This window comes from Nocardia sp. CA-129566 (genome assembly GCF_050956075.1).
In the GTDB taxonomy this organism is placed as follows: Bacteria; Actinomycetota; Actinomycetes; order Mycobacteriales; family Mycobacteriaceae; genus Nocardia.
In genome coordinates this window covers 4,143,284-4,167,058 of record NZ_CP192085.1, presented here as the reverse complement: position 1 = coordinate 4,167,058, position 23,775 = coordinate 4,143,284, and the positions used below count along the sequence as shown (strand labels likewise).

Genomic DNA, 23,775 nt, shown 5'->3' with positions numbered 1-23,775 from the left:
CCCAGCTCAGCCAAGGTTTCACCGGCCGGAAATCAGTGCATGCACCGACCCACAAGTGGAGGTTGACGTGCGATTCCGTTCAGATAGTCCTGGTGGCAGTCTCGTCGCTGTCAGTGGCGCGAACACCATCTCATTCGCGGTGATCGCCACCGATCAGCTCAAACAAGGATTGCTCGGCTTCGCCGTCGAACGGATCGACCCGACGGCAAACGAACGCTTCTTCATGGCGGGTTTCAAGGTCTTCGAATCGGTCATCCCTCAGCCCCAGCCCGGGGTGCAGGTCAGCACCTTCGACCAGCCGATACAAAGTTTCGTCTGGGACGACTTCACCGCCAAACCCGATCGCGAATACCAGTACCTTTTTCATCCGCTCAAGGGCACACCGAAAAACCTGAACCGCTCCACGCCACCATTGTCGATCACCGTCCACACCGAACCACTGTTCAGCAACCTGAGCCACGACGTGTTCTTCAACCGTGGTGTCGCCAGCAGCCAGGCCTACACCCGACGCTTCGGAACAACCCCGATCAACGACTTGAAGCCACCAGCCAAACACGACGAAGCGCTGCGCTGGCTCAGCCGCGACCTGGACGTGGCGCTACTGCGGTTCATCGACCACTGCGACGCGGGTGACCAGCTGCTGTGCTGCTTTTACGAATTCCGCTACAAACCCGCCGTGACAGCTTTGAAAGCGGCCATCGACCGCGGTGTCGACGTCCAGATCATCATCGACGCGAAAGTCAACGAATTCACCGACAAACACGGCACATTCCATCCCAGCTTCCCACGCGTCGACAACCTCGACATGATCACCGAAGTCGGCATCCCCACCCAGAACATCATCCGGCGCGAAGCACGCACCTCGGCGATCCAACACAACAAGTTCATGGTCCGCATCACCGCCGCCGGGCCGGCCGAGGTATGGACCGGATCAACCAACCTCTCCCAAGGCGGCATCTCCGGACAAACCAACGTCGGACACTGGCTGCGCAACCCCGACACCGCCGAACACTACCTCCAATACTGGAACGAGCTGTCCAACGATCCCGGCGGCACCGACTCGGACGCACTCGCCGAGGTCAAACGCAAGAACAAGGCATTCAAGACCGCCGTCGAAACGGTGTCACCGGTACCGGCCGATCTGCGCCAGGTGCCCGCAGGCGCCACCGCCGTGTTCAGCCCACGACTGAAAGACACTGTGCTGCAGTCGTACTCGACGATGCTCGACACCGCTCGGCGGCAAGGCTGCATCACCCTCGCCTTCGGCATCGCAGCATCGTTCAAGGACCTCCTAGTGGACAACACCCCACAGAACGCGCTGATCTTCATGCTCCTCGAAAAGCGGGACAAACCGGACCCGAAGAAACCGGAAACGTTCATCGCCATCAACGCCTCCAACAACGTCTACAAGGCCTCGGGATCATTCCTGCGGGATCCCGTCTACCAATGGGCGAAAGAAACCAACGCCGGACTACTCGGGCTCAACGAGCACGTCAGCTACATCCACTCCAAATTCATGCTGATCGACCCCCTCGGCACCGACCCCGTCGTCGTGACCGGGTCAGCCAACTTCAGCGAACCCTCCACCAAAGAGAACGACGAGAATATGCTCGTCATCCGCGGCGACACCCGCGTCGCCGACATCTACCTCACCGAATTCAACCGACTGTTCAACCACTACTACTTCCGCAGCGTCGTCGAGAACCTCACCGCGCACGGCGAACCCACCGACACAGCCAGCCTGTTCCTGACCGAAGACCCGACCTGGCAAGCGAAATACAAACCCGGATCATTCCGCGCGAAACGCCTACAGCTCTTCGCCGACATTACGGTCGTTTAACAGCAGCGCATCCGCACGCGTCGATGCCGACGGTCGAACCACTGCCAGGCTTGGCCTCGCCTCCAGCTGTGGCATGATCGTGTGCCCAACCGAAGGCGACTACCGCTGGGTCGTGCAATTGCTGAACTATGCGATCTTCGCCGCCCTGGACATGAGACGGCGAAGTCGTTGCAGGCCAGCACATTTGAGCGGCTCGGCTACGGCGCCGAGAACGGCACCCGGCGCAATTTCTACCTGTCCGGCGCCTGTGAGCTGCGCAACGGCAAGTTCGGCCCACTCACCAAGGCGCCCTCGCCGGCTTCGACATCGTCATCCCGTAGGCGACGCGACCGCGGGTACGTTGTTGCATTGCTGCGGTACTCGCTCGATCAGACGCATCACGCCGTTCAGTGCCGTGGCGTAGTCGGGGGCGGTGGCATAGCCTGCCGCGGCCACCTCCCGGGCGAAGGCGTACGGATCGGTGTGGGCGAAGGCCTTCGCGTACCGCGGCTTCAACAAGACGCGCGCGTGTTCATCGAAGGAGCGGTCGGGAGAGTCGAAGGCGCGGAACCAGTCTCGGACGACATAGTCGTAGCGGCCGTCGGCACGCTGGGTGACCGAGATGACCTCTGGATACCGTACGGTCGGCGTCTTGTGCACTTCTCGGGTAGTGCACAGCCTGCGCTGCGACACGGGAACACTCGTCCGCGCCTTGATTCCGAAGAAGTTGTTACCGCAGGCCCGCCTCCCCCAACCGGATTCGATTGCGGCCTGGCCGAGAATGACCAGCCATGGAATGCGGGTGCGGGCCTGGTTGGCGACCGCATGGGGGCGATATTTGCGCACGAACTCGACGACGTGGACCGGCACGCCGCGCGCCCGCTTCGGCGACGGCCCGGGCGCGGCTTTCCGTGATGGCAGTGCGGGTTTCGGTTTCGGTGACGGTATGGGCGCCGGTGCGCCACCGGAACCCATACTGGGAACCGGTCCGTCGAACAGCGGGCTGGGCGTCAGCGCCCCTTCCCAGCTGAGGTCGACGTGAATGTGGTTGGTGTGCGGATTGCTGCCGCCGTAGGGCCGCCAGCCCAGGTGGCGGAGCTGCCAATTCCACTGCTGCCGATTCCAGATGATGTAGGCCACTTGCAGTGCCACCGCATTGTCCTGCAGCCACCCGATATATGCCTCGGCCTGTGCGCGCTGCACCGGATCGGATGCCAGTGCGAACAGATCGATCGATCGGCCCTCACCGTGCAGGGACGGGGTACCGAAGGTGGTGCTGCGGCAGTTGTAGGTGCCTGCCCTCCGGCCGGTCAGCCGCCGCCACTGCGCCGCCATCGCGCGTGCGCCCGGCTGTTCGTGACCGGAGCACTTGGTGAATGTACCGCGACGGACGATGCCCTTGGCGCGGTCGGTGGGCGGCGCCTCCTCGAGTTCGGCGTCCTGGAATTCGATATCCTCGGCGTCGACGTCCTCGTAATCCATTTCGCCGTAGCCGATCGCCCCCTGGTCCGCTGCCTCGAAATCGGCGGCCTCGTAATCCGGTGTCTCGTAATCGGCAGCCTCGTAATCGGTGGCTTCGTAATCGACATTCTCGTAGTCACCGGCCTCGACGTCGAAATCCTCATGATCGGCCTGTTCCTGGTCGTATTTGGTTGCGCCGGAGAAAGTCTCGTCGGCATAGACCTCTTCGGCCGACTCGCCCGAGTCGTGCGACTCCATCCATTCGGTATCGGAAAGCCAACTCTGCCAACTTGTTTCATCGACGTACTCGGTATCCCCGGTGTTCTCGGCGAACACGTCCTCGCGGGTGGGCCACGTTCCCGGGTCGGGCGTCGATTCGGGCGAGGCGAAGATCGGTGATTCGGCGTAGGTGCTCATGACAGACTCCATCGGATTCGCGTCGGCGGGTGTTCTGATAGACGACATCGCGTCGTTCTGTGGGCGAGCGGGACGGCGCGGCTGGGGTGTGCGCGCGGCCGCTGCCTTCTCCTCGATCGGCCCCTTCCGACACCTGCAGCCGCCTTCCCGTGCACCCTGTGCAGCGCCGAAATCATCCGATTCCCGGCCGGTTTCGTTCGCCTCCTGCGGAATGCACGGTTGCTCGGCTTTGCGGCTGCGAGTCAGCCCGCGCAGGTCGGCCGATGCGTCGGTCAGCAATTGCCAGCCGAACCGTCGCGGAATGTCGTTGTGCGGCAAGCTGGTTCGCTCCACCCGGTAGTTCGGAGAACAGGCCGGGCGCACCACCGCTGCTACGCGTTCGCTGTGCCGCGCGGTGCCCTCACCCGGTCGGTACACGATCCGCAATGCGCCCGTACCCGCCGTCATGCGCCGGCGGACCCAGTCGATCAGTGGCTTCGGGTCGTTGTACAGCGCGTCGAAGATGTGCACCTCATCCGGATCGGTATGGCCCAGGATGGCCATCAGCGCCGCACCACCGCCGGAGTGGGCGGTAAGGATCAACCGGTTGCGCCGCACCACCGCCCCGGTTGCCGCGGCGAACCGGGCAAGCGCATCATCGATCAACTGCTGGAGCGCACCGGGTGGTAGCAGCGCGGGGAAGGTGTACCGCGCCGGATTCTCATAGCGCCCCTTGGGTTGATGATGACCCCGGGGCAGGATCAACACGGTGCGCGTCGTCCGCCCTACTGCGGCCGGATGGTCGGGATCCGCGAAATCCAAACCGCTGATCGGCTTCTTGTGCTCGACAATATTCATCACCGCACCGTGTCCCGAATATCCGTGCAGATGGACGACGACATCCACCACCGACGGCTGGACCATGCCGTTCCACTCGATGAGCACATCCGGCGGTGTGCCGGCATGCGATTGCAGCAGCGGATGGCGGGGCACTATCAATCGGCCGGGCGATACGGCCGTCAGGGGTGATTCGTGCTCATCGGTCTCATGGTCGTATTCGCCGGTGTAGGTGTAGGTTTCGTCGAAATCTTCGGCGAATACGTCCTTGCGAGCGGGCCACACGCCGGGATCGGGGATCGATTCCGGGGCGAGGATCGACGATTCGGCAACGGTGCTCATATCAACTTCCAATCGAGATCGCCTGGTGGACAGCGCATCTGTGCTTGCGGCTCAGCCTCGGGGAACCGCGGTGCGCTGGCCGTTCGCCGACGACGCGGGCGCGCTTACGGGCGACAGCGTCGCCGCGGGCAGCAATCTCGCCGGTTGCGCAGATCCGGCCGGCTGGTTCCACTGCCGCCGGGTGGTGACCGCCAGATCCTTGACCCGGTCGCCGGTCGCCGACTGCCACAGGTCGATGATTTGGTTCATCGTTCTCGCGGGAGCGGGGCCAGGAGTCGTGATGCCTGTGGAGCGATAGAGGAGCTCCGCTTGGTCCGCGGTATCGAACAACCCCAATTCGATCGCCCACATCAGCGGCGAGATCACATCCGCCAGTTCGAACATTTCCCGTGCCTGGCGTGAGGGTGCGACACCCACCCGAGCGCCGACGGCCGCGAGCCGGTCGGCGGGATTGCCGACGAAGCCTGCCCGGGCGTTCAGGTCGCGAATCACGTCGTTGTCGCTCCCCACAGCGAGGTGGAACCAGGCGAGCATACAGACGTAGCTGAACTCCTCCCGCGACAGCATGCCCCCGACGCGACGTAGTCGCAGCATCTCACCGAGCGTCTTGCAAAGGTACGCGATGTAGTTCGAGTCGGTGGGGTTCGCCCCGGAAGTGTTGCGTTCGTTCTCGATACCAAGCCAGACCTGCCGCAGCAGCTCGGTCCAGATCTCGATGAATCGAATATTGCTGGTGGCACCCGCATCCCGCTTCCACGGCTGGCCGCTCACACCCGGCGCCGCATGCGGCAGATCGAGGCCGAACATCCGCCAGTAGGCATTACGCCGGTTCACGCGCGCGTCCGGGCGCAGCTGGCTGGTCAATCCGCCCACCCGGAACAGCGGCGGGTCCCGGAAAAACAGCTCCTCGGTCGCGCGGATCCACGCCATGGTCACCGGCGTCGGCGGAGGCAGGGTCTCCCCGACGACGTAGCGCCGCACTACCTCCGCGAAAATTTCGAAGGCACCGGTACTTTCGACCAGGTAGGCGTAGAACATGTGGTCCCAGATGAGTAGCTGCCCGCTGGTGCCGAGCGCGGGTGGGTGGTAACCGGGCGGCTGCGTGGGCGGATTGGTCGGGGGTCCGTTAATACCGGACTGGAACGACGCGGCGATCAATTCGGGCGGGAGCTGGGTCGACCCGACAGCCAACGGATCGCCCAGCGGTACAGGCTTGTTCTCGAACACGGGTGTCAACGTGGAGATGCCCCCGCATGCCCACATCTCGTCCAGCCACCGGCTCAACTGTTCGGGGTGGAATGTGAAGACCGCATTCGCCTGTGTGGCAGAGAGGGTATCGTTCGGGATCAATAATGTGGCCAGCGTGCGAAACATGGCGGTGCCCCTTCCTCAGGGTGTTGCCGGTCGGCGAGAATCGATTTGTGCGATGGAACCGGTCGGCCGGACAGCAGGCAGAGTGTCGGGTGCGTGGGTCACGAAAGTGACGAGACGTACCTGCTCATGGTCCGAGAGTCGTACCGCGATCGCTTGGCCAGGATTGTCGAGCGGAATTTCCGGCCGAGTCCCAGGGCACACAGCCGCTGTCTGATCCGGCCCCTTGCCGCTGTGCACGATGGTGGCTGTGACCGCATAGGCCGGGATCTCTTTAAGGAACACCAACACGTATCCATGCCCGGCGTCGTCGGCCGTGTTGCCCTCGGTGTCCCTGTGGACCCTCCTGATCTCCGCGGGCAGCGCCTGGTCCCGCACCGGCCCGAATTTCGAGAGGTCACGAGACCGCAACAAGAATTGCAACCCCCCGAAGAGCCACAGCGTACTTTCGTTGCCCTTCTTGAAGATGCTGGGCTCGGCACAAACGGTCGGTCCGTACTGCCCCAGTACCTCTTCCAGGAGGTACTTGATCTCGTTCCGCGTCATCCCTTGTCCCGGTTCGTATTCCATCTCGGTTTCCTCTCTCTGCGTTCAGGCGGCGGCGGCTCGGTCGCCGCCCATACGCCGCAGCCACGTCTCCATTTCCGTTGGCGCGGTCGGTGCTTCGAGCCCGCGCAGCACGGTCAGCGCCAGAATCCGCATCGGTTCGACCCGCTGCAGATACGTCGAGGTGTACAGCGACGCACCGGCACGGTCGGCGAGGCGGTTCAGTTCGTGCGGCGACAACCGCCGCGGGTCGGCGAGGGCCGGCAGCGGCACGCCCTGGAAGGCCCGCATCGGCATCCGGGTGCAGACATCGGCGAGCGCGGGCAGCAGCGGCAGGCTGGCGGAGATGATCGCGCGGACCTCCGACGATGCCCGGGCCAGCGGATGTCTCGCCAGCCAGCGTTGCCCGAGCGAATCCCAGGTGCCGGCGCCGAACCAGGCGCGGCACAGCGCGACATTGAACTGGACCCGCAGGGCCGAGACGGGATGCGGGTCGCCGGGCACCATCCGGAACACCTGACGCGACGTGCCGTCCACCACGGTCGCCAGCGCCGGGACCGGCGCGAAGCCGAGCAGGCAGAACGCATACACATCGGCCGCCACCTCGGAGGCCCAGCCCTGCCAGGCGGAGGCGGCGAGCGCGCTGTGCGGAGCGATCGCCTCGTACAGCGCGGCGGCCAATTCCTTAGTCCAGCCGGTCAAATGGGCGACCTGATGGCCGGTCTCGTGCACGAGTGAGGTGGGCTGCAGCAGATTGTGCCGAGTGATCTTGATCGCCGCGGCCGGCGACAGGGACGCGTCCCACAGCCGTACACCGGCCCGCAGGATCGATGCGCCCATCCCTTTGTCGAGATAGGTCAGCACTGACGGTGTGTCGATGCCCAACGGGCGCAACACCTGATCCATGCTCTGTACCGCCAGGGCGTCGAGACCGCGCAGCACTGCCGCCGTGCGCGGATTGGTCCGGGTATTCACTGCGTCGCAATAGAAATCGACGATCGTCTCGGCCCGCTGGTACCGCCGTCGCAGGGTCAGCAGCTCCGTGCGCGCCGTCTGCAGATCGGCCGGGCTCGTCGCGCCCTGGATCGTGAAGATGGTGCGATCGGCCTGGGCGGTGAGCCGTTTCGCCTGCGCGCTCAGATTCGCCCGCACACTGAGCCCGAGGTAGGACTCGAGTTCCCGCCAGGCGGCCGGGGACGCGCTGACCTCGAGGTCGCCGAGGCCGGCGCAGGCCCGGCGCCAATGTCTCGCCTCGGACGCGAGGGCGGCGGTTTCGGTCGCGAAGAGATCGGCCTTCATGACAACCCCGGGGCGGCAACGACTTCGGGAGCCGGGACCTGATCCGGGTTCGCCTGGATCCCGGTGAATGTCACCGTGAGCGTGACGCCGTCAGCCGGGTCGGCCACGGCAGCGGCGAACTGGGCGCCGCGCTGCGCAAGATAGGTCGCGATACCGGTGCTGGTGGCCGCGGCGATGTTGCCCGCCAACCGCGCCGCCGCTACGGCATCGGTGGCGACGGTGGCCCGCAGCAGCCGCCGGGCGATCCGGTAGTGCAGGCGCGGCAGGAAGATCTCGCGCAGCGCCGACAGCACCGCGGGCAGATCGCGCTGCCCCGCGGGTGCGGCCCGCTGCAGGCGTGCCTGCAGGCTGCGCGCCCGCCGCTCCGACATCCGGATCACGATCCGCATCCGCTGGTCCGACGGATCCCAGCGCACGATGACGAGGCGGCGGGGCCGGCGACCGCGCCGGGCCCGCAGGCCGGCGACGCGCACCCGGAAGTACCGCTGACCGGGCACGGGCCGGTACGCACCGGGCGTGTTCCCGACCTTCCGGCGTCGGCCCAGCGCCGGCTCGCGCAGCAGCAGTCCCGCGGCCTCCGCGGTGAGCGGCTGGTATTCGTCGCCGGTGGGATGTTCGGCGGCGGGCAGGGTTTCGTCGCGGGTGAAGTGCCCGGGCAGGGTGCCCGGCAGCGTCTCGTACAGGTCGATTTCCGCCTGCACCGGCCAGCGGTCGACGCCGCGGTCGAGCAGATAGGTCTCCATGGTGCCGCCGTCGTTCCAGGGCACCGCCCGCGCCACCTGCCGCGGGATCGGCACCACGAAAACCCTGGTGTACTTGCGGAACCGATACCGAGGGCGGGCCGCGCGCGGCATCATCACCCAGAACCCGCCCTCCTCGGCGGTTTCCCGCTCCGGCAGGTCCGCGCGCAGCAGCCGGTCCGGCAGGTAAGCGGCCGCGGATTCCGCGAACGCCCGCTGCACGGCGGCGCTGACCTGCAGCGGATCGGTCATCGCCGCATCCGGCAGCTCATCGAGGACGCGCATCACACTCGCCTCGACCGCGGAGGCCAGGGCCTCACCGGGAATCGTCTGTTCCTCCGATCCCGCGGTCTCCAACCCGAGTGCGGTGAACCCGACATCGACGACCGCGCGGGCAAGCAGCCGCGACGGATCACGTCCGGCGGCGCGGGCGATGGTCCGGGCGGCCTGCGGGCCGATCATTTTCTTGATCAGCTTCGCCAGCGGCCGTGCGATGAGGTTGATCAGCTTGGGTCGGGCGCCGGTGACCTTCAGGCCCAGCTTCAGCAGCGGCCGGATCGCCAGCACGGCCGGTATGAACTGTTCGATTTCGGCGATCGGGTCCGCACTGTCGGTGTAGGCACTCAGCTGTGCGGCCAGGCGGGCGCGGGCGTCGTCGAGCTCGGCCACCGGATCATGTTCCGGCTCTTCCGAATCCGCCTCCAGCAATTCCTCGGCCGTCATCTCGTCGGCAGCGGTTTCGCCGGTGTCGGCACGGAAGAGCTCGAGCAGTTGCTGGTCGAATGCCTCCGCCAGTTCGGCGGCGGTGCCGGATTCGCCGTCCGGGCCCGCCTCCGCGTCGGTGCTCTCGTCGTCGGCCTCGCGGATACCGAGCCGCTTGGCCAGGATCGGCACCAGTGGGCGCGCCGCGGCGGGCAGGACCTTGGCCAGCGGCCTGAGCAGCTTCTTCACCACCCCTTTGAGCAGCGCGCGCCCGGCGGCCTTCAACTTGGCGAGGATCGGGCCGAGCACGAATTTGCCGATGGTCTGCAGCCCGCTCTTGACCGCCTTCAGGCCGCTCTTGGCGATGTTCACGACGCCCTTGATCGGGTTCTTCACGAACCCGACCGCCTGCTTCACCTTCCGTTTGATGAACGACTTCGCCTTGCGTATCAGCTTGCCGAAGAAGCTCTCGAACGCCTCCGATTCCAGCGCGGGGGGTGTTTCCAGCGAATCGAGCAGTTCGTCGAGTTCCTGTTCGGTGAGCCCGTGCAGGTCGGCGTTCTCCAGTCCGCTCGCGAAGGCATCGATCGCGTGCTCCCATTCGGTGACGAGCGGGGCCATCCACTCCTGCAGCGATTCCCGGGCCTCGGCCTCGGACGGAGTGACCGTCCATTGCTGGGCATCGGCGAGGATGCGGGCGGCGCCTTCGTCGAGAAGCTGTTCGAGCGCGTCGGTGAACTCCTCGTCGTAGAGCGCCTCGAGAAATTCGATCGCCTCCTGCGACTGCGCGTCCGCCTCGGAGTCGGTGTGCTCGCCGAACGGGGACTCGGTGACCGAGTAGCCCTCGAAGGGGGAGCCCTCGGGTTCGGCGCCCGGCTGTTCGTCGGTGAGCGGCGCTGTCTCGGTCAGGGTGGAAAGCCCGGCAAAGGGCGAGACGAACTCCTCCGCGTCGCCGGGAGACTCGGCGTATGGGTCGATTCGCATAGTGGTTACCTCCGCGCATGACGGCCGTTTCGCGTTACTGTGCGCGACCGCGGTATGCGCGAGCGTCAACACTTCGTCTCGCTGTGCACGGTGTCCAGCACCTCGGCAATACGCGCGACCGTGGCGTCGATATCGGTGAACACCCATTCCTGCGTAGAGCTCGGCTCGCCGGTCCCCGCGAGCACGCGGATCAGCATCCGCCCACCGTCGCGCCAGGCGCGTATCACGATCACTTTGCTGTCGTCGGTCACACGGTTCACGGTCACCCGCTGCCATAACACGCTGCGTCAATGGTCCGTGCGCGGTGTTGACGTGGTGTTGACGCATTTGCGGCGGCGCCCACGCACGCTGGTCCGATCCGGCCTGGACAGGTCCCGTCGACGAAGGAGGGGATTCCGATGCCCGTGTCCGCCTGCGCCCCGAGGGGCGAGCTCGCCATTTCCCTGCTCGGCGGTTTCGCGTTGCGTGTGGGGACCGACCGGTTCGCGCTGCCGATGCATTCGCGCCGTGTGCTGGCATATCTGTGCCTGGACAAGAACTCCGAGCCGGACTGCGACCGCGGGCTGCTGGCAGAGCGGCTGTGGCCCGACGCCACCGTGGACCGTTCCCGGGCGAGTCTGCGCACCGCGCTGTGGCGGATCCGGCAGGCATCCCCGGTGCTGGTGCACAGTGGCGGGGGCCGCGTGCGGCTCGCCGACGGCGTCGCGGTCGACGTCCACGAATTTCGCCGCAGTGCGGAACGGGTGCTGGCCGAACAGCGCGACTGTGCCCGGGATCGGGCGCGGCTGCTGGCCCGCACCACCGATCTGCTGCCCGGCTGGGACGAGACCTGGCTGCTGCTGGCGCGAGAACAGCTGCGGCAGTTGCGACTTCATGCGCTGGAGGTGGAGGCGCGACGGCTCGCCGAGCGCGGCCGCTATCCGGAGGCGATCGATGTGATGCTCGCCGTGGTCGCCGAGGAGCCGCTGCGTGAGTCGGCGCAGGCGGCACTGATCGAGGCGCATCTGTGCGAGGGCAATGTGGTCGAGGCGCGCCGCCAGTTCACGCACTTCGCCGAGCTGCTGTGGACCGAATTGGGTATCCGGCCCTCACCGCGGCTGTGCGGCCGGGTCGGTGCGGTTCCCGCACCGCCGCGGTCGGTCGATCGTCAGGTCGCGCTGGGCGGTCGAGTCCTGCTCCCACGGATGGGTGCCTGATGCCGGGTGTGAGCGGCGGGCGTGCACTGACGCCAGCAGCGATACCGTGGTGCCGGGCGGCGGGACCAGGGCGGCCGGCCAGCGGGCCGACACGATCCGCGACTGGCCGGATACCAGATCGAAACCGACGGTGACCGCGGTTGCGGGCAGGAAGTCGTCCGGGTAGGTGAAACTTGCCGCCGCAGGGCGGATCGCGAAGGTGACGATGAAATGGCGGCACACGCTCGCGCCGGCTGGATTCCGCACGCGGGCGTGAAACCAGTTGTCCCGGCCTGGTTTCGGGGGCTCGGGGGTGCTGGATCGGTCGTCGGTGCCGCGGACCCATACTGCCGATGCTCGGGCCAGATCTTCCGGCGCGGCGGAAAAGATGATGCACGGGTTGGGAGCCGGCTCGTCGAACCCGTAAACGAATCGATGGAACGCGTCCACGAGTTCGGTTGCACCGCAACCGGCGACGAGATGAGCCTCGAGGTCGGCAGTGGATACGGACGTACCCCCGTACTTGCGATACAGATCGGCCATGAGGGCGCGCAGCCGGTAGGGCCCGATCCCTGCCGCGACACCGCGGAAGAAGCGGCTGCCCTGTGCGTAGGACGCTGTCGGTGTGGTGCGCTGGAACGGCAGGCGCGAGCAGAGCTCGATGGGTGGTTGTGTGAAATCGAAAGGCTCGGTGCGGGTATCGCCGTTTTCGTGGAAGCTGGTGTATGCCTCGTCCCACCAGCCGTCGGCTGGCGTAGCGGGGCTGACTCCGCGCCCGAACCACGAATGGAATATCTCGTGGCCGATCGCGCTCACCGACGTGGTGGCCGCATGGGCGTATTCCATTCCACCGGACGCTCCGTGGAGGACGCAGACGAATCGGTTGCCCAAGAACGCGCCGTAGGTTCGTTCGTTGTCTGCCAGGAATTCCGCAATGCGGGAGATCAGCGCGGCCAGATTTTCCTTGCCGGACGACTGCTTCCACACTTCGATCGAAACCGGGTGCGGCGATACTGGAAGTGCGATCGCCGCCGACTTCCATTGCACGGCATCTTCCGGTCGTATTTCGACGAGCGGTGACATCGGCGTGAACCACGCCGGAAATCGGACCGACCAGGAATTGGTGCCGACGACCGTGGCATCTCCATTGGTGATGAGGGAATGCGCGAGAGTTGTTCCGGTGATTCGCAATTCGAGCCGGAAGGGGAACCGGTCGAAGGGCAGATTCGACGGAAACCACGTCTCCAGGTATCGGCCCGCATGCAAATCCGACATTCCGAACGACCACCGCACTCGGACACACTGCGACCAGTGCAGGTCAGGGGGATGCGTGCCGCTGAGATCGTTTGCCGGAGTGGTCAATTCGTAGGTCAGGGTCATCCGGTGCACCGATCCCGCGTCTTGCACGGCATCGAGGACGCGCACCGTGCCGTGTGGCCCGGCGCCGATATCGCGTGCTGCGATCAGCCCGGGATCGATCGCCACACCGTCGAGCGTGCAGGTCTGAACCGGCTGGCGCAGATCGAAGATCGGCGATCCGGAATGCGGGCCTACGACATACGTCATCGTCGCCTGCGCGAACGCGGCCTCCGCCGCCGTATCGAGTGTCAGCACCGCGCGCAGGTCGCGGATGTGGACCGGCACCGCGTGCAGTGCGCCCACAGCAGTCGGAGGCGGTGCATGAGCGAAATCGATCGGCATCGTCTTCCTCGCGCTCGTGGGGTGCGGGCTGTCCCACGATGCCGCGCCCATGTATTCGTCGGCGTCAACGACGTGTGCCGGGACCCGGCATGCCCACCCGCTGCCCGAGTCGCGCCGACGGCCGCAGCCCGAGTTCTCGCCAGAGATTCGCGGCGAACACGTCGAACTGCCGCCGGGCCTCCGCGGCATTGCCGGCGCCCAAGTGGGCGTCGATGAGGACGGTATGGGCCGATTCGCGCAGCGGTTCCTCCCCGACTACGCGCAGAATCAGATCGATGGCCTCCGGATGATGCCCCTGTTCGCAGTACCTGCGCGCCACGGTTTCCAGGGTGTGCAGCCGCAGCAGGCGCAGTTGTTCGCGGAACAGCACCAGCCAGTCGTCGTCCCATCCCGGTAGCAGCTCGCCAGCAGCACACAACAGGCGCAGATCCGCGTGGCCGATGTCGTCGGCCAGCATCGACTCGGCCTGCCGTCGGAACCGGTGCACGTCGACGTCGACGTGGTCGGCCAGCGCCACCCGTTCCGCATCGCTGGACAGCAGGCAGGGACCGGCGCGGCGGATGAGCCACAGCGCGGTGCGCAGACTCGCCAGCGACCGCTCAGGGGAGGCGTTCTCCCAGAGCCGCTCCGCGAGAATCTGCCGGCAGCAATCGTTTTCCGTCATCTTCCGCAGTGAAAGATAGGCGAGTACGCGCCGCGCATGCATCGGCAGATAGACCCTCGTTCCCGCCACCGATAACACGAATCCACCGAACAGCACCAGCCGAGCGGCGGGCACGGCCACTTCGGCGATCCGGGGTTCGGGGGTGTTCATGGTTATTGCGAATTCCGCGCGCACGATCCGGCACTGCGGTCCGTTCGCCGTGAATCGACGGAACCCGAAGACGGTGTCCACATGGTTGATCGCCTCTTGGTAATCGGAAATACCTCGCAATTCCAGCAGACCGCCCGGTCGGTGGTCGGCGCACGAGTAGATCCCTACTCGAATCGAGACGAGAGACGCCTGATGCGTGTTTCGAAAGTGCCGTTCGTGAGCAGCAGCGCCAACGGCCTACGACCCTGTTCGTCGGCCAAGTGCAGCTTCGTGGACAGGTGGGGCGTTCGCACTCGGCAGTCCCGGAGCAGGTTATAACGCGGCCGCTCGATGACGCCGCTTGAATACCCAACGGATCGCGGCCGCTACCCATACGCTCACGAGAGCCGCCAACATCACGAAGACCGGGGTCGAGCCGAGTGCGTCGGGAGTGGTCGGCAGCACCGAAATGCCGAGCAAGACCACAAGCGCCGCCGCGAGCGAGGCAGTCCAATAGCCGAGGATGCGTCGAGCGGGCTGCGTGGTGGTCGCAAACGTCTCCTCGATCGGGGTCACGAGTGCGAGCATCGCCAAGCCCGTGGCGGCGATCCCGGTCCCGGGGTGGCTGAATACCATGCCGCCTGCCAACATGACCGCACCGCCCGCAAGGGAAAGAACGCTCAGCTGTGCAGCGCGTCGCTCGTCGCCGCGTAGCAGCCGCCGATGGCACCGATCGCGCGACAGTCGCCAGGTGAGCAGGGCGTCGGCTGTCCACAGAACCCAGTACACGACCGAGAGAATTCCGCAGAAGGGGATCAGGACAGCAAGCGGAAGCCACGGCTGATCCATCCCTTTCAGTACACGAAACAGTTTCCGGTATACGGGGTTTCGTTGCTTGAGTGCCTCGATGAGCTGCCGCCGCGCCAAGTCCATGGACGGATCGAGACGGAGCGCTTCCCGGAAGGCGCTGGCGGCGTTCCCGGTGTCACCGATCGCCAGGGCAGCGAATCCGTATGCGAGGTGTGCCAGCGGCTCTTTCGGACCCAGCCGCACCGCCTCGGTGGCATTGGCCATCGCCCCAGGAGCTTCCGCAATTTCGGAGAGCGCCATCGTCATAATGCCGACGAGTTCGCTATCATGCGGGTCGTGGGTCAGCCCCTGCCGAGCAGCCTGAACGGACAACCACCACTCCTCCCGGGCCAGATGCACCCATGCCAGCAAGATCCAAATCCTGGGAACCGTAGGGTCGATCTGTAGTGCGGCTTGCGCAGCCCGCAGCGCGTCGGCCTCGCGGTCTGCCTGATGCAGAACACAACCCGCGACGTAGTGGGGGTACCACCAATTCGGTGCAAGTTGAATTGCCTTCTTCGCCTCCGTCACCGCGGCAACGTGCTTGGCCTGGTGCGAGAGCGCGAGCGCCAGAACGGCACGTGAGATGACGTGCTGGGGTTCGCGCATCAGTGCTACGCGCAGTTGGTGTTCGGCCGCCTCGGGTCGCCGGTGCAGCAGCGTTCGAGCGCGCTCGGCGACCACGTCGGCGGGGTCGAGGTTGTGGATCAGGGGGCTCGGCACGAGGTCGGACCATGCGTCGGCGGTGGCGACGTGCGCCGACAGGTGGTGGACGAGGTATGGGTTGGGTGGGGCGGGCAGATCCTGTTCGGCAGTCGAGATCAGGGCGCGGGTGATCAGGCGGTGACGGTCCGACAAATTCGGTTCCGTACGTCGGCGTTTGTATCGCGCGAGAAAGTGCTCCTTGAACGTCTGGTGAGCGAGCCGGTACACCGACTGGCCGTCCTCCGCGTCGAGCATCACGTAGGAAGCGGCGTCGCGAAGCAGGTTGTCGATGTCGGTTTCGGTGACGTCGACATCGCTCGCGAGCTTGGAGGCGACGTTCGCCCAGATCCGGTCCGCCCGTGGCAGGCCACGCCCCTCGGCCAGGGCGAGCGCCTCCAGCAGGGCGCCGTTGACGGGTGCCTGGCGGATGAGACGGTCCACCGCGGCCGCGAACAACGCCTTATGGTCGTTGCTCAACATGCGCTTCAGCTCGCCCGAAGACTTCGATTCCAAAAGCGATGGCGCGAGGAGGATCTCGTGTATCGCCAAGCGGGCGAACAGGAACTGTCGTTGCTGCGCGCGAATGAGTTCGACCACCCGCTCGATCGTCGGGTCGTCGATGGCGATGCGGTCGGCGTCGCGTGCGCCGGCGAGCCGTCGACGCACATAGGTGGCGACCGCCGCCGGGTCTCGCTCGACGTCGACGACGACCGTCGATGGCGCCCTGCCGAGCGCATCGAGCAGATCTTCGGCTGAGGTGTCCGGCTGATCCGGTCCCTCTCCGGTGGACCGTCGCGTGCCGACCACCACCCTGCCCGCAGGCAGAGTGGCGACTCGGTGGAGCACCGCAGCGATCGCTAGCGGCTGTTGGGCTTCGTCCAACGCGTCCACCATCAGACAGAATGGGCGTTGGGCGAACGCGGTGAGCACAGCTTCGATTTCCCGGCCGAGCTCCCTGGTCGTCGTCAAGGGTGGTGGGAGATGCGCCACGTCGGCGAGCCGACCGACGAGTTCGCCGGTCGTCATCCCGGTCAGATGCACGACCGCGTCGAAAACCTGCTCGGGTGGGCGTTGTTCGTCCGGGATCGGCTCCAGCTGGCGGGCCCGGGAGAGCAGCTCCCGCAACGCCGGGTTGGTATGCACCAACACATTGCCGAGCAACGCCGACTTTCCCGACCCGGCCCGGCCGGTGACAACAAGCGTCCCGGACGTTCTCGTGCGCAGCCAGTGCGCGATCTTTTTCCGTTCGGCGCCGCGGCCGACGAAATACCAGGCCAGTTCCCCCTGCTCGGCGCTCTGAGCCTTGGGGAGGAAGTAGTCACGCTCGTCCGGGCCGAGGTTGCGGAGGAAGTCCTGTAGTTCGGTGTAGATGTCCATCGGCGCTGTCACAGTGACGCCCGGTCGCCTTCGCCGCCTGATCGGCCGCGCGTCGTGCAGTCCGAGCAGGAGGACATATCCCTCGTGTAGATGGTCTTCGACACGGCCCATCAGATCGCGAAGCCGAATCCACTCGTCGTTGTCGGTGTACGAGGCGAGAGCCTTCGCCAGCGCTATCCGGAACTCACCGAGATGCCCCCTACCTTCGCTGCCCGACGCCACCAATGCGAGCCGCTGCGGGGGATTCCCCTTGGAATGCAAGGCCGCGTTGAGCCGGTGCACAAATGTTGTGGATCCGCAGGCCTCGACCACCACAATGGTCCATGCGCCGTCGTCAATGTTCCGAGATGCCCACTCGTCTCTGATCTCGCGAGCAAGGTCTTCCGGTGCGATCCCCTTACCCGAGCGACTTTCATAGGTGGCAAGACGTGCATCGTCGCCATCGGACGATCCGTGTCCCACCCAGAACAACATCGAACTCCGGGCCCGGTCAACAAGTGACCAGTGTTCCAACCGTGCGGCCACCTCCATCCGATTGCGGCTCTCCCCAGACACTTGCCACGAATCCGGCTCCCCACCGAGCTCGCGGAGGAGTTCGCTCAGAAGCATGGCCTCGTCATCGGCGGGCAGATTCGGGTGGGCGTCGCTGTGTCGGTATTCACCGATCGCAACGCAGACCACGTCGAACCCATCGGCGGTGGTGTCCGACTGTGATGAGGAGGAGGGGCTCATCTGTCGTCCCTAATCAGTTGCCTTTTCGCCCGACATATCCGGTGGCCCGGCCATCACGAGCTCGCTGACCGGTGAGTTGCCGCCGCGCTTGACCTTCACGCGGTATACACCCGGTGCACGGAGGATCACGCTCGCCGTGAGTGTTCGGTCTCCGCGCTTCAACTGCAGGCGGGCGACCTGGGTATGTCTGCGTGCTTCCTCGACGACACAGCTGATTCGGGTCGGATCGTCAGTGTTCAGCACCCGCACATCGAAGGCCTCGCCTGCGGCGACCACGTCAGGTACCTCGATACCGAAAGCGGCCGGCCCGGCCAGCGGCGGACCGAGCGGCTTGTCGGTGAGCTTCGCACGGACGAAGGTGACCGCTTCGGCAGTTTTCGCGATGGAACCGTGGCACTGGGGAAGGACAGACGGATCCAGGCCCCGCGGAGCCGCGGCGTCTCTATAAACCGTCGAGTCGCCCATCCGGTCGACCCGGGACAGCTTCCCGTCCGTATCGGTCTCGACCGCGTAGTACTTCGGCTCGACCACGCCATTGCGTAACAACATGCTCTGCGCGGTCGGCTGTTCCACCCCGACCAGTGCACGGAGCCCTTGTTCCCCGGAGGAAAGGAGCAACTCCCTGCGAGCGAACGACTGCCGCGCCAAGTCGATATCGCCTCCCAGGCAGTCCACATCGGTCGGTGTGAGTCGCCGTACCGATGTGCCCTCGTCGACACAGCGATAGGACGGCAGCAGGTCGTGCAACCCGGGCAATGTAGCTGCCAGCGTGCGCAACCTCCGACTCGGCAGCGGGACCGGCCCACCACGGCCCGAGTTCAGGATCATTGCCGCCTTCACCGCACCGTAGAACGGTGTGCCCAGCGTAATCGTGGCGCGAACCTCGGATGATCCACCAAGGACGGTCGTGAAGTATCGTGCGACGAGACCGCCCATCGAATGCGCGACCAACACCAATTTCGCGTCCGCACTTCCCTCCGAATGCGCGCGCCACCTCCTCAGGTGCACATCGGCCCGCCTCGCGAGTTCCTGCGCGTTGTGCTCGATGGACAGCCGCCAGTCATACGGGAACTCAGCGATAGCGTCAGGGTGCGGCACCACGCGACGTAGGCCGCGCAACAACTCCGTGTACGGCTCGACGCCCCGCAAAATCGGGCTGAACGCGGGGAACTTCAACAGACCGGTCGCGGCGACCCGACCAGTTCGCCCCGCACGCTCATCATCGGTCAGCGCCAACGCCTCCATTGAGCACCCGGTAGTCCAGGCGCTCACATACCAGCCCAGATCCGCGAGCCCCCACAACCTCTTCCCCGTCGTCGTGTCGACCAGTTCACTGCCCATGATTCCCGGCAACAGCATGACCGCATCCCGGGTTACGTCTTTCGTCACCACCAACCCTTTCGCTGCACCGATTGCTGCCGTCATCGCGCCGGAAGCCGGAAGGACCGCGCACCATTGCCCATTCCTGCGCGGTAACCGAGGCTCCACAACGGGCTCTCGCCAGTTCCGCCATGCAGGTGGAACGGAGGTCGGACGACCGCTGCCGAGCGCGAAGGGCTCCAACCAACGTGGGCTGAGGACACGTTGTTCATATGAAACTTCGGTCGACGAGTGCCGTCTCTACTCGATCGCACGTTGATCTTCATATCGCTGACGAGACAGCCGTCTTGCCCGACCGATTACTGCCTCGTACACATCATGTACACAGCGCATATCGGGCGGCGCGAGTAGTCCGCTACGCGATCTTGGCCGCCAGGGAGGTCAGGGACAGGCGCTCCTGGTCGGCAGCGTCAGCGGTGTTTCCGGGCGGACGGTTGCCGGGCCGCTGGGCGTCTCGACGGTGACCGGACCACCCGAAGTGACGTCGACTGTCGTACCCTCCGGTCGGATGCGCAAGGTCAACCTGCTATCGCGTACCGCGAGGTCGCGCACCGTCATCCCCTCGGGAAACCCGCTGGGCAGCATCGGGTCCAGCCGGGGACCCGTCTCGGCCCACCGCAGCCCGCTCGGTCCATACAGCAAACCTTGCAGGAATCCGCCCGCACCCGTGACGAAGATCCACGCCGGTTGACCGACCGTGTTCTCACCCGACCGTTCGCCACGCGCCTCGGACTGGAACCCAAATGGCGGTCGGACATATGGCTGCACCGATTGATCCAGGAACTGCTGAGTGCGGCAGGGATCGTACTGCGCGCTGAGGATCGCGCCGGCGCTGTTGCTCATGTTGGGGCCGTCGGGATCGGTGCGGTCGAAGTAGTACGCCAGCGTCGCCTCGGGCGAATAGCCCGGTGCCGCATAGGAGTACGGGTAGCTGATCAGCACCGTGTCGGCCTGCTTGATCTTCGCCCCTTGATACCCGAGATACTCGGCGGGCACCCCTGGCACGATGTCCGGCGGCATCGCCATATGGGCGGCGATATCGGCCCACCGTGGGTTCAGCGGCAGTCCGGCCAGCTGGGCGGCCGACATCGCGGTGCGCATCGTCGCCATCACTCCGGCGTTGGTGAGTGCGTTGTCCACGGAAAATGAAACGTATTCGTCCGCGCCCGCCGCAGGCGCGTAGTGGTAGCGGCCGTCGGGCAGCTTCGGGCCGATGCGGGCAGCCTGGTAGTTCGCGATAGCCGTGATCACCGGCGCGCCGCTGTCCCGCAACCATTGCTCGTCGCCGGTGGCCGAATAGTACTGCCATTGCGCGAGTGCGATCTCGTTCCCCAAATGTTCCTGGACCAGTCCGCACGCCCACGGCGATGCGCACCGCTGTGTCGGTCCGTCGCTCCAGGGGAATAGTGCGCCGGTCAGCCCGTAGGCGCGCGCGTTCGCCTCGGCTTGCGGTAGCGCTGCGACGCGGAAATCCACCACGGTGCGGGCCAATTCGGGATAGAGCGCGAGCAGGGTGGGGAAGATCCAGGCCTCGGCGTCCCAGTAGGTCAGGCCGCCGTAGTCGTCGGAGGACAACCCCGCGGGCTGCACGGACCACCGCTGTCCGGCCCGGACGCTGGACAGCACCGAATACAGTGCGGGCCGGATCCAGCCCCGATAGTCGTCGCGGCCGGGGATCTCGATGGCGGGCTGCCACAAGCGATCCCACTCTGCTGCGTGTTCGGCGTGGGCGGCGGCGAAACCACGCGCCGCGCTGGATTCGGAGACATCGGTGGCAATTGCGCGCGGGTCCGCGCCGTCCGCGCCGGAGGCGATTCCCACGTACTTGGTGACCGTGTAACTGCGGCCCGCCACGACGGTGCCGTCGAATCGTGTTCCGGCCGTCGACCCGTTCGCAGGCAGCGCGGCACCACTGAGCTCATCAGGCGCGGTGACCGTGGATACCAGGAAGGCGGTGTGGTCGGTGCCGTCGGCGCGCACGCCGACCGTGGTCTGCCCCCGGTTCGGATCGGAGGCCGCCGTCGTCGGGGTGACCCGCCGCGCGGCGGCCCCGTCGATCAGGTCGGTGACCGTGAGCGGCCCCGAGAAGTGCGCAATGACAGTGAGCTGCTGGACCGCGAGGTTCTGCTGCGCCCGTGACACGAAGGTCCGATAGGTCAGATCCAGCCGGTGTTGCGCGTCGGGTGCCCAGGTGGCTTCGGTGGTGACGGTGGCATCGCGAAAGTTCAGGCGCTGCCGGTAGTGCGTGAGCGTGGCCGGGTCGACGTCGGCCCGGTAGGTTCGGCCCGCGACGTCGACGGTCAGGCTCGACCATGCGGGGAGCGCAGCGATCGCCTCTGTGTTGTTCCACGACATGGACTTCGTGGCATAGAAGCCCGCGAGATACGTTCCGGTGTAGCGCGGTTCCACCAAGGGGAACGAGGTGCGCACCGAGGCGCCGTAGTCCTGATATCCGCCGCCGCTCGGCGGGATCATCGTGCCGATGCGCCCGTTGCCCAGATACGGGGCAGCGCGGAAGTTCTCGGGTTCGAACGTCTCGGAGACCGCCGACCAGTCGTCTCCGACCGCCTGCCCGCCCTGCGCGGCCGCTACCGCAGACGGCCCGGGCAGCGGCACAAACGCGCAGGTCAACAGCACCGCACCGATACTCGACACGAGTCGCATCGGGCCGACAGTAGCAGCGGTCACGGTGAGCCGATCGCAACGACACGGCGGCCGCACCACGCCTCTGCTCCTCGGATACGGCGCGGTGCAGCAGCTGTCCGATGAGCTCGTGAATCGTCGCGGTCGACGGCGCACTTGCGGGCGCTGACGCATTCGCGCACCACTGCGTCGTCGCGGATGTGTAGTTCGTGCCCGTGTCGGCGGCAGCCGCCGCCGCACCAGACAGCGGCCTACGTCGATCAGATCCAGAGGTTCACCGACTGTACCGTCCAGCCGGTGAGATTACGGGTCCGGATGCCGCGTGCGAGGACGACGACCCGGTCGATGCGACCGCACCCCCGAACGCATCGACGCACCGACTCTCCTTCGGGAGATGCCCTTCTCGCGCACCTGGGGCAGCCGGTCGGCGCCGCGCCGCGCCGGTCGTTGCGGGATAGGATGTACCTGCACGGTTCCCGGCTCCGGTGATCGTTGTTCGATAAAGGGAGTCCGAGCGGATGGATCGCCGGAACAAGGGGATCAGCCGGCGCAGTGTGCTGTTGGCGGCCGGAGCCTCGATCGCACTCACCGCCATGGCACAGCCGACGCAGGCGGGGACGATCACGCGGAAGGTGTCAGACGGCGGCCCCGAGGAACCCAGGAAGCGGGCGGAACTGGCCGAACAGGCGATCGTGCAGCGGCACGTGCGCGCGCTCTGGGGCCAGCCGCAGATTCGGCTGGGCACGCTCGTCTGGCCGGCGTCCCTGCTGGACCAGTCGTTCGTGCGATGGTGCTACTGGTGGCAAGCCCACCTTCTCGACTGTGCGGTGGACGCCGCGTACCGCGACCGCACCCCCGAACGCATCGACCGGGTCGTCGCCCTCGCACACGGCATCCGGACCCGCAATCTCACCGGCTGGACCAACCGGTACTACGACGATATGTCGTGGCTGGTGCTGGCGCTCGAACGCACCGACCGGCTGCTCGGTGTCCGGTTCAGCGACGCCGTCGAGGACCTGCGGGCCGCCTTGATCGACGGCTGGAACCCGGTCATCGGTGCGGTGCCCTGGCGCTCCGGCGACGATTTCTACAACACCCCTGCGATCGGTCCGACCGGTATCGCTATGGCACGTTTGGGCGAATTGTCCCGCGCCCGACAACTTGCCGATTTCTTGCACACCCGATTGCGCGACGCCGACAGCGGCCTGATCCTCGACGGTGTCCATGAGCCCGGCGGACCAGTGGACCGGACTATCCACACCTACAGCCAGGGCGTGACCATCGGGCTCGAAACCGAGCTGGCCGTGCGCACAGGCGAATCGAGCCATCGCAGCCGCGTGGCAGCACTAGTTGCCGCAACCGAGGACCGGCTCACGAACGCGGGGGTGATCGCCGCGGCCTCCGGGAACGACTCCGGACTGTTCATGGGCATCCTCGCCAGGTATCTCGCCGAAGCCGCACTGGCCTTGAACGACACCACCGCCGCGAATATCGTGCATGCTTCCGCGCGGTCGGCCTGGGAAAACCGCGCCGAGGTGGACGGGCTACCCCTGTTCGGTCCGGACTGGACCCGCGCGGTCACGGTCCCGGGGCATCCGAGAACCTTTCCCCCGCTCACGCACTCGTCCGCCGCGTCGTCGACGAACCTGAGCCGCGATCTCTCGGTACAGCTGAGCGGGTGGATGCTGCTCGAAGCGGATTACCGGCTCACCGCCGCGGGACGCTGAGCCCACGGCGGCCGGTAAGGATGCTCGATCTGTTCGCAAGTGGCAGCACTGCATTTCGTAGCCGTCCACCAGAACCCGGTCGAAGGCATGTTCGCGTGGGACGCGATCTCAACCCATGCCCTGGCCGATCACGACGAAACCCGTTGTCCGACCTCTAATCCGGGGGTGCTTGCACGGCTACGGCCACGGGCGCCCC

14 protein-coding genes and 1 pseudogene are annotated in these 23,775 nt (G+C 66.1%); 4 read left to right on the top strand and 11 right to left on the bottom strand.

Features of this window, described 5'->3' with window-relative positions; all coding sequences use genetic code 11:
* Positions 1-67: 67 nt before the first annotated feature.
* Both ACQP0C_RS17965 and ACQP0C_RS17960 read left to right on the top strand, forming a co-directional pair.
* A complete protein-coding gene (locus ACQP0C_RS17965; protein WP_433734028.1) occupies positions 68-1,840 on the top strand; it encodes a phospholipase D-like domain-containing protein in 1,773 nt (590 codons plus the stop codon).
* A gap of 81 nt (positions 1,841-1,921) precedes the next feature.
* A pseudogene (locus ACQP0C_RS17960) lies at positions 1,922-2,047 on the top strand (hypothetical protein); the annotation flags it as partial.
* Positions 2,048-2,149: 102 nt separating this feature from the next.
* Here the strand turns inward: ACQP0C_RS17960 and ACQP0C_RS17955 are convergent.
* From ACQP0C_RS17955 to ACQP0C_RS17930, 6 genes are all read right to left on the bottom strand, one after another.
* On the bottom strand, positions 2,150-4,855 hold the full coding sequence (locus tag ACQP0C_RS17955; protein ID WP_433734027.1) for a glycoside hydrolase family 73 protein: 2,706 nt from the start codon (positions 4,853-4,855) through the stop codon (positions 2,150-2,152).
* A gap of 51 nt (positions 4,856-4,906) precedes the next feature.
* Positions 4,907-6,013, bottom strand: coding sequence for a hypothetical protein (locus ACQP0C_RS17950; protein ID WP_433734026.1), 1,107 nt, complete (start codon positions 6,011-6,013; stop codon positions 4,907-4,909).
* A gap of 231 nt (positions 6,014-6,244) precedes the next feature.
* Positions 6,245-6,796 (bottom strand): hypothetical protein, encoded by a 552-nt coding sequence (locus ACQP0C_RS17945; RefSeq protein WP_433734025.1) that lies wholly within the window; start codon positions 6,794-6,796, stop codon positions 6,245-6,247.
* A gap of 21 nt (positions 6,797-6,817) precedes the next feature.
* Entirely contained in the window at positions 6,818-8,071 is a 1,254-nt protein-coding gene (locus ACQP0C_RS17940) for a hypothetical protein (protein WP_433734024.1), read from the bottom strand.
* Positions 8,068-10,497 carry a hypothetical protein gene (locus tag ACQP0C_RS17935; protein WP_433734023.1) on the bottom strand — a complete coding sequence of 810 codons (2,430 nt, stop codon included), beginning with the start codon at positions 10,495-10,497 and terminating at the stop codon, positions 8,068-8,070. Before ACQP0C_RS17935 ends, ACQP0C_RS17940 begins: the two co-directional genes overlap by 4 nt.
* Before the next feature lie 65 nt (positions 10,498-10,562).
* The gene (locus ACQP0C_RS17930; RefSeq protein ID WP_433734022.1) at positions 10,563-10,748 is read right to left on the bottom strand and encodes a hypothetical protein; all 186 of its coding nucleotides are present in this window, start codon (positions 10,746-10,748) and stop codon (positions 10,563-10,565) included.
* A 147-nt stretch (positions 10,749-10,895) separates the two neighbouring features.
* Between ACQP0C_RS17930 and ACQP0C_RS17925 the strand changes: the two genes are divergently transcribed.
* Complete coding sequence (locus tag ACQP0C_RS17925) at positions 10,896-11,693, top strand: AfsR/SARP family transcriptional regulator (protein ID WP_433734021.1); 798 nt, start codon at positions 10,896-10,898, stop codon at positions 11,691-11,693.
* Here the strand turns inward: ACQP0C_RS17925 and ACQP0C_RS17920 are convergent.
* The 5 genes from ACQP0C_RS17920 to ACQP0C_RS17900 all read right to left on the bottom strand — a co-directional run bounded on the left by ACQP0C_RS17920 (position 11,586) and on the right by ACQP0C_RS17900 (position 21,873).
* Positions 11,586-13,373 (bottom strand): hypothetical protein, encoded by a 1,788-nt coding sequence (locus ACQP0C_RS17920; protein ID WP_433734020.1) that lies wholly within the window; start codon positions 13,371-13,373, stop codon positions 11,586-11,588. The two genes, ACQP0C_RS17925 and ACQP0C_RS17920, sit on opposite strands and share 108 nt — an antisense overlap.
* 64 nt (positions 13,374-13,437) lie before the next feature.
* Positions 13,438-14,307 carry an AfsR/SARP family transcriptional regulator gene (locus ACQP0C_RS17915; protein WP_433734019.1) on the bottom strand — a complete coding sequence of 290 codons (870 nt, stop codon included), beginning with the start codon at positions 14,305-14,307 and terminating at the stop codon, positions 13,438-13,440.
* 192 nt (positions 14,308-14,499) lie between these two features.
* The gene (locus ACQP0C_RS17910; protein WP_433734018.1) at positions 14,500-17,829 is read right to left on the bottom strand and encodes an AAA family ATPase; all 3,330 of its coding nucleotides are present in this window, start codon (positions 17,827-17,829) and stop codon (positions 14,500-14,502) included.
* A gap of 9 nt (positions 17,830-17,838) precedes the next feature.
* The gene (locus ACQP0C_RS17905; protein WP_433734017.1) at positions 17,839-19,218 is read right to left on the bottom strand and encodes an esterase/lipase family protein; all 1,380 of its coding nucleotides are present in this window, start codon (positions 19,216-19,218) and stop codon (positions 17,839-17,841) included.
* 372 nt (positions 19,219-19,590) lie between these two features.
* The gene (locus tag ACQP0C_RS17900) at positions 19,591-21,873 is read right to left on the bottom strand and encodes a glycosyl hydrolase family 65 protein (protein ID WP_433734016.1); all 2,283 of its coding nucleotides are present in this window, start codon (positions 21,871-21,873) and stop codon (positions 19,591-19,593) included.
* 497 nt (positions 21,874-22,370) lie between these two features.
* Between ACQP0C_RS17900 and ACQP0C_RS17895 the strand changes: the two genes are divergently transcribed.
* Positions 22,371-23,579 (top strand): glycoside hydrolase family 76 protein, encoded by a 1,209-nt coding sequence (locus ACQP0C_RS17895; protein ID WP_433734015.1) that lies wholly within the window; start codon positions 22,371-22,373, stop codon positions 23,577-23,579.
* The last annotated feature ends 196 nt before the right edge of the window (positions 23,580-23,775 follow it).

Bases quoted from the DNA above. Each gene is read 5' to 3' on its own strand.
- ACQP0C_RS17955 (WP_433734027.1), bottom strand. From the start codon at position 4,855: ATGAGCACCGTTGCCGAATCGTCGATCCTCGCCCCGGAATCGATCCCC.
- ACQP0C_RS17945 (WP_433734025.1), bottom strand. From the start codon at position 6,796: ATGGAATACGAACCGGGACAAGGGATGACGCGGAACGAGATCAAGTAC.
- ACQP0C_RS17940 (WP_433734024.1), bottom strand. From the start codon at position 8,071: ATGAAGGCCGATCTCTTCGCGACCGAAACCGCCGCCCTCGCGTCCGAG.
- ACQP0C_RS17935 (WP_433734023.1), bottom strand. From the start codon at position 10,497: ATGCGAATCGACCCATACGCCGAGTCTCCCGGCGACGCGGAGGAGTTC.
- ACQP0C_RS17925 (WP_433734021.1), top strand. From the start codon at position 10,896: ATGCCCGTGTCCGCCTGCGCCCCGAGGGGCGAGCTCGCCATTTCCCTG.
- ACQP0C_RS17920 (WP_433734020.1), bottom strand. From the start codon at position 13,373: ATGCCGATCGATTTCGCTCATGCACCGCCTCCGACTGCTGTGGGCGCA.
- ACQP0C_RS17910 (WP_433734018.1), bottom strand. From the start codon at position 17,829: ATGAGCCCCTCCTCCTCATCACAGTCGGACACCACCGCCGATGGGTTC.
- ACQP0C_RS17900 (WP_433734016.1), bottom strand. From the start codon at position 21,873: ATGCGACTCGTGTCGAGTATCGGTGCGGTGCTGTTGACCTGCGCGTTT.
- ACQP0C_RS17895 (WP_433734015.1), top strand. From the start codon at position 22,371: ATGGATCGCCGGAACAAGGGGATCAGCCGGCGCAGTGTGCTGTTGGCG.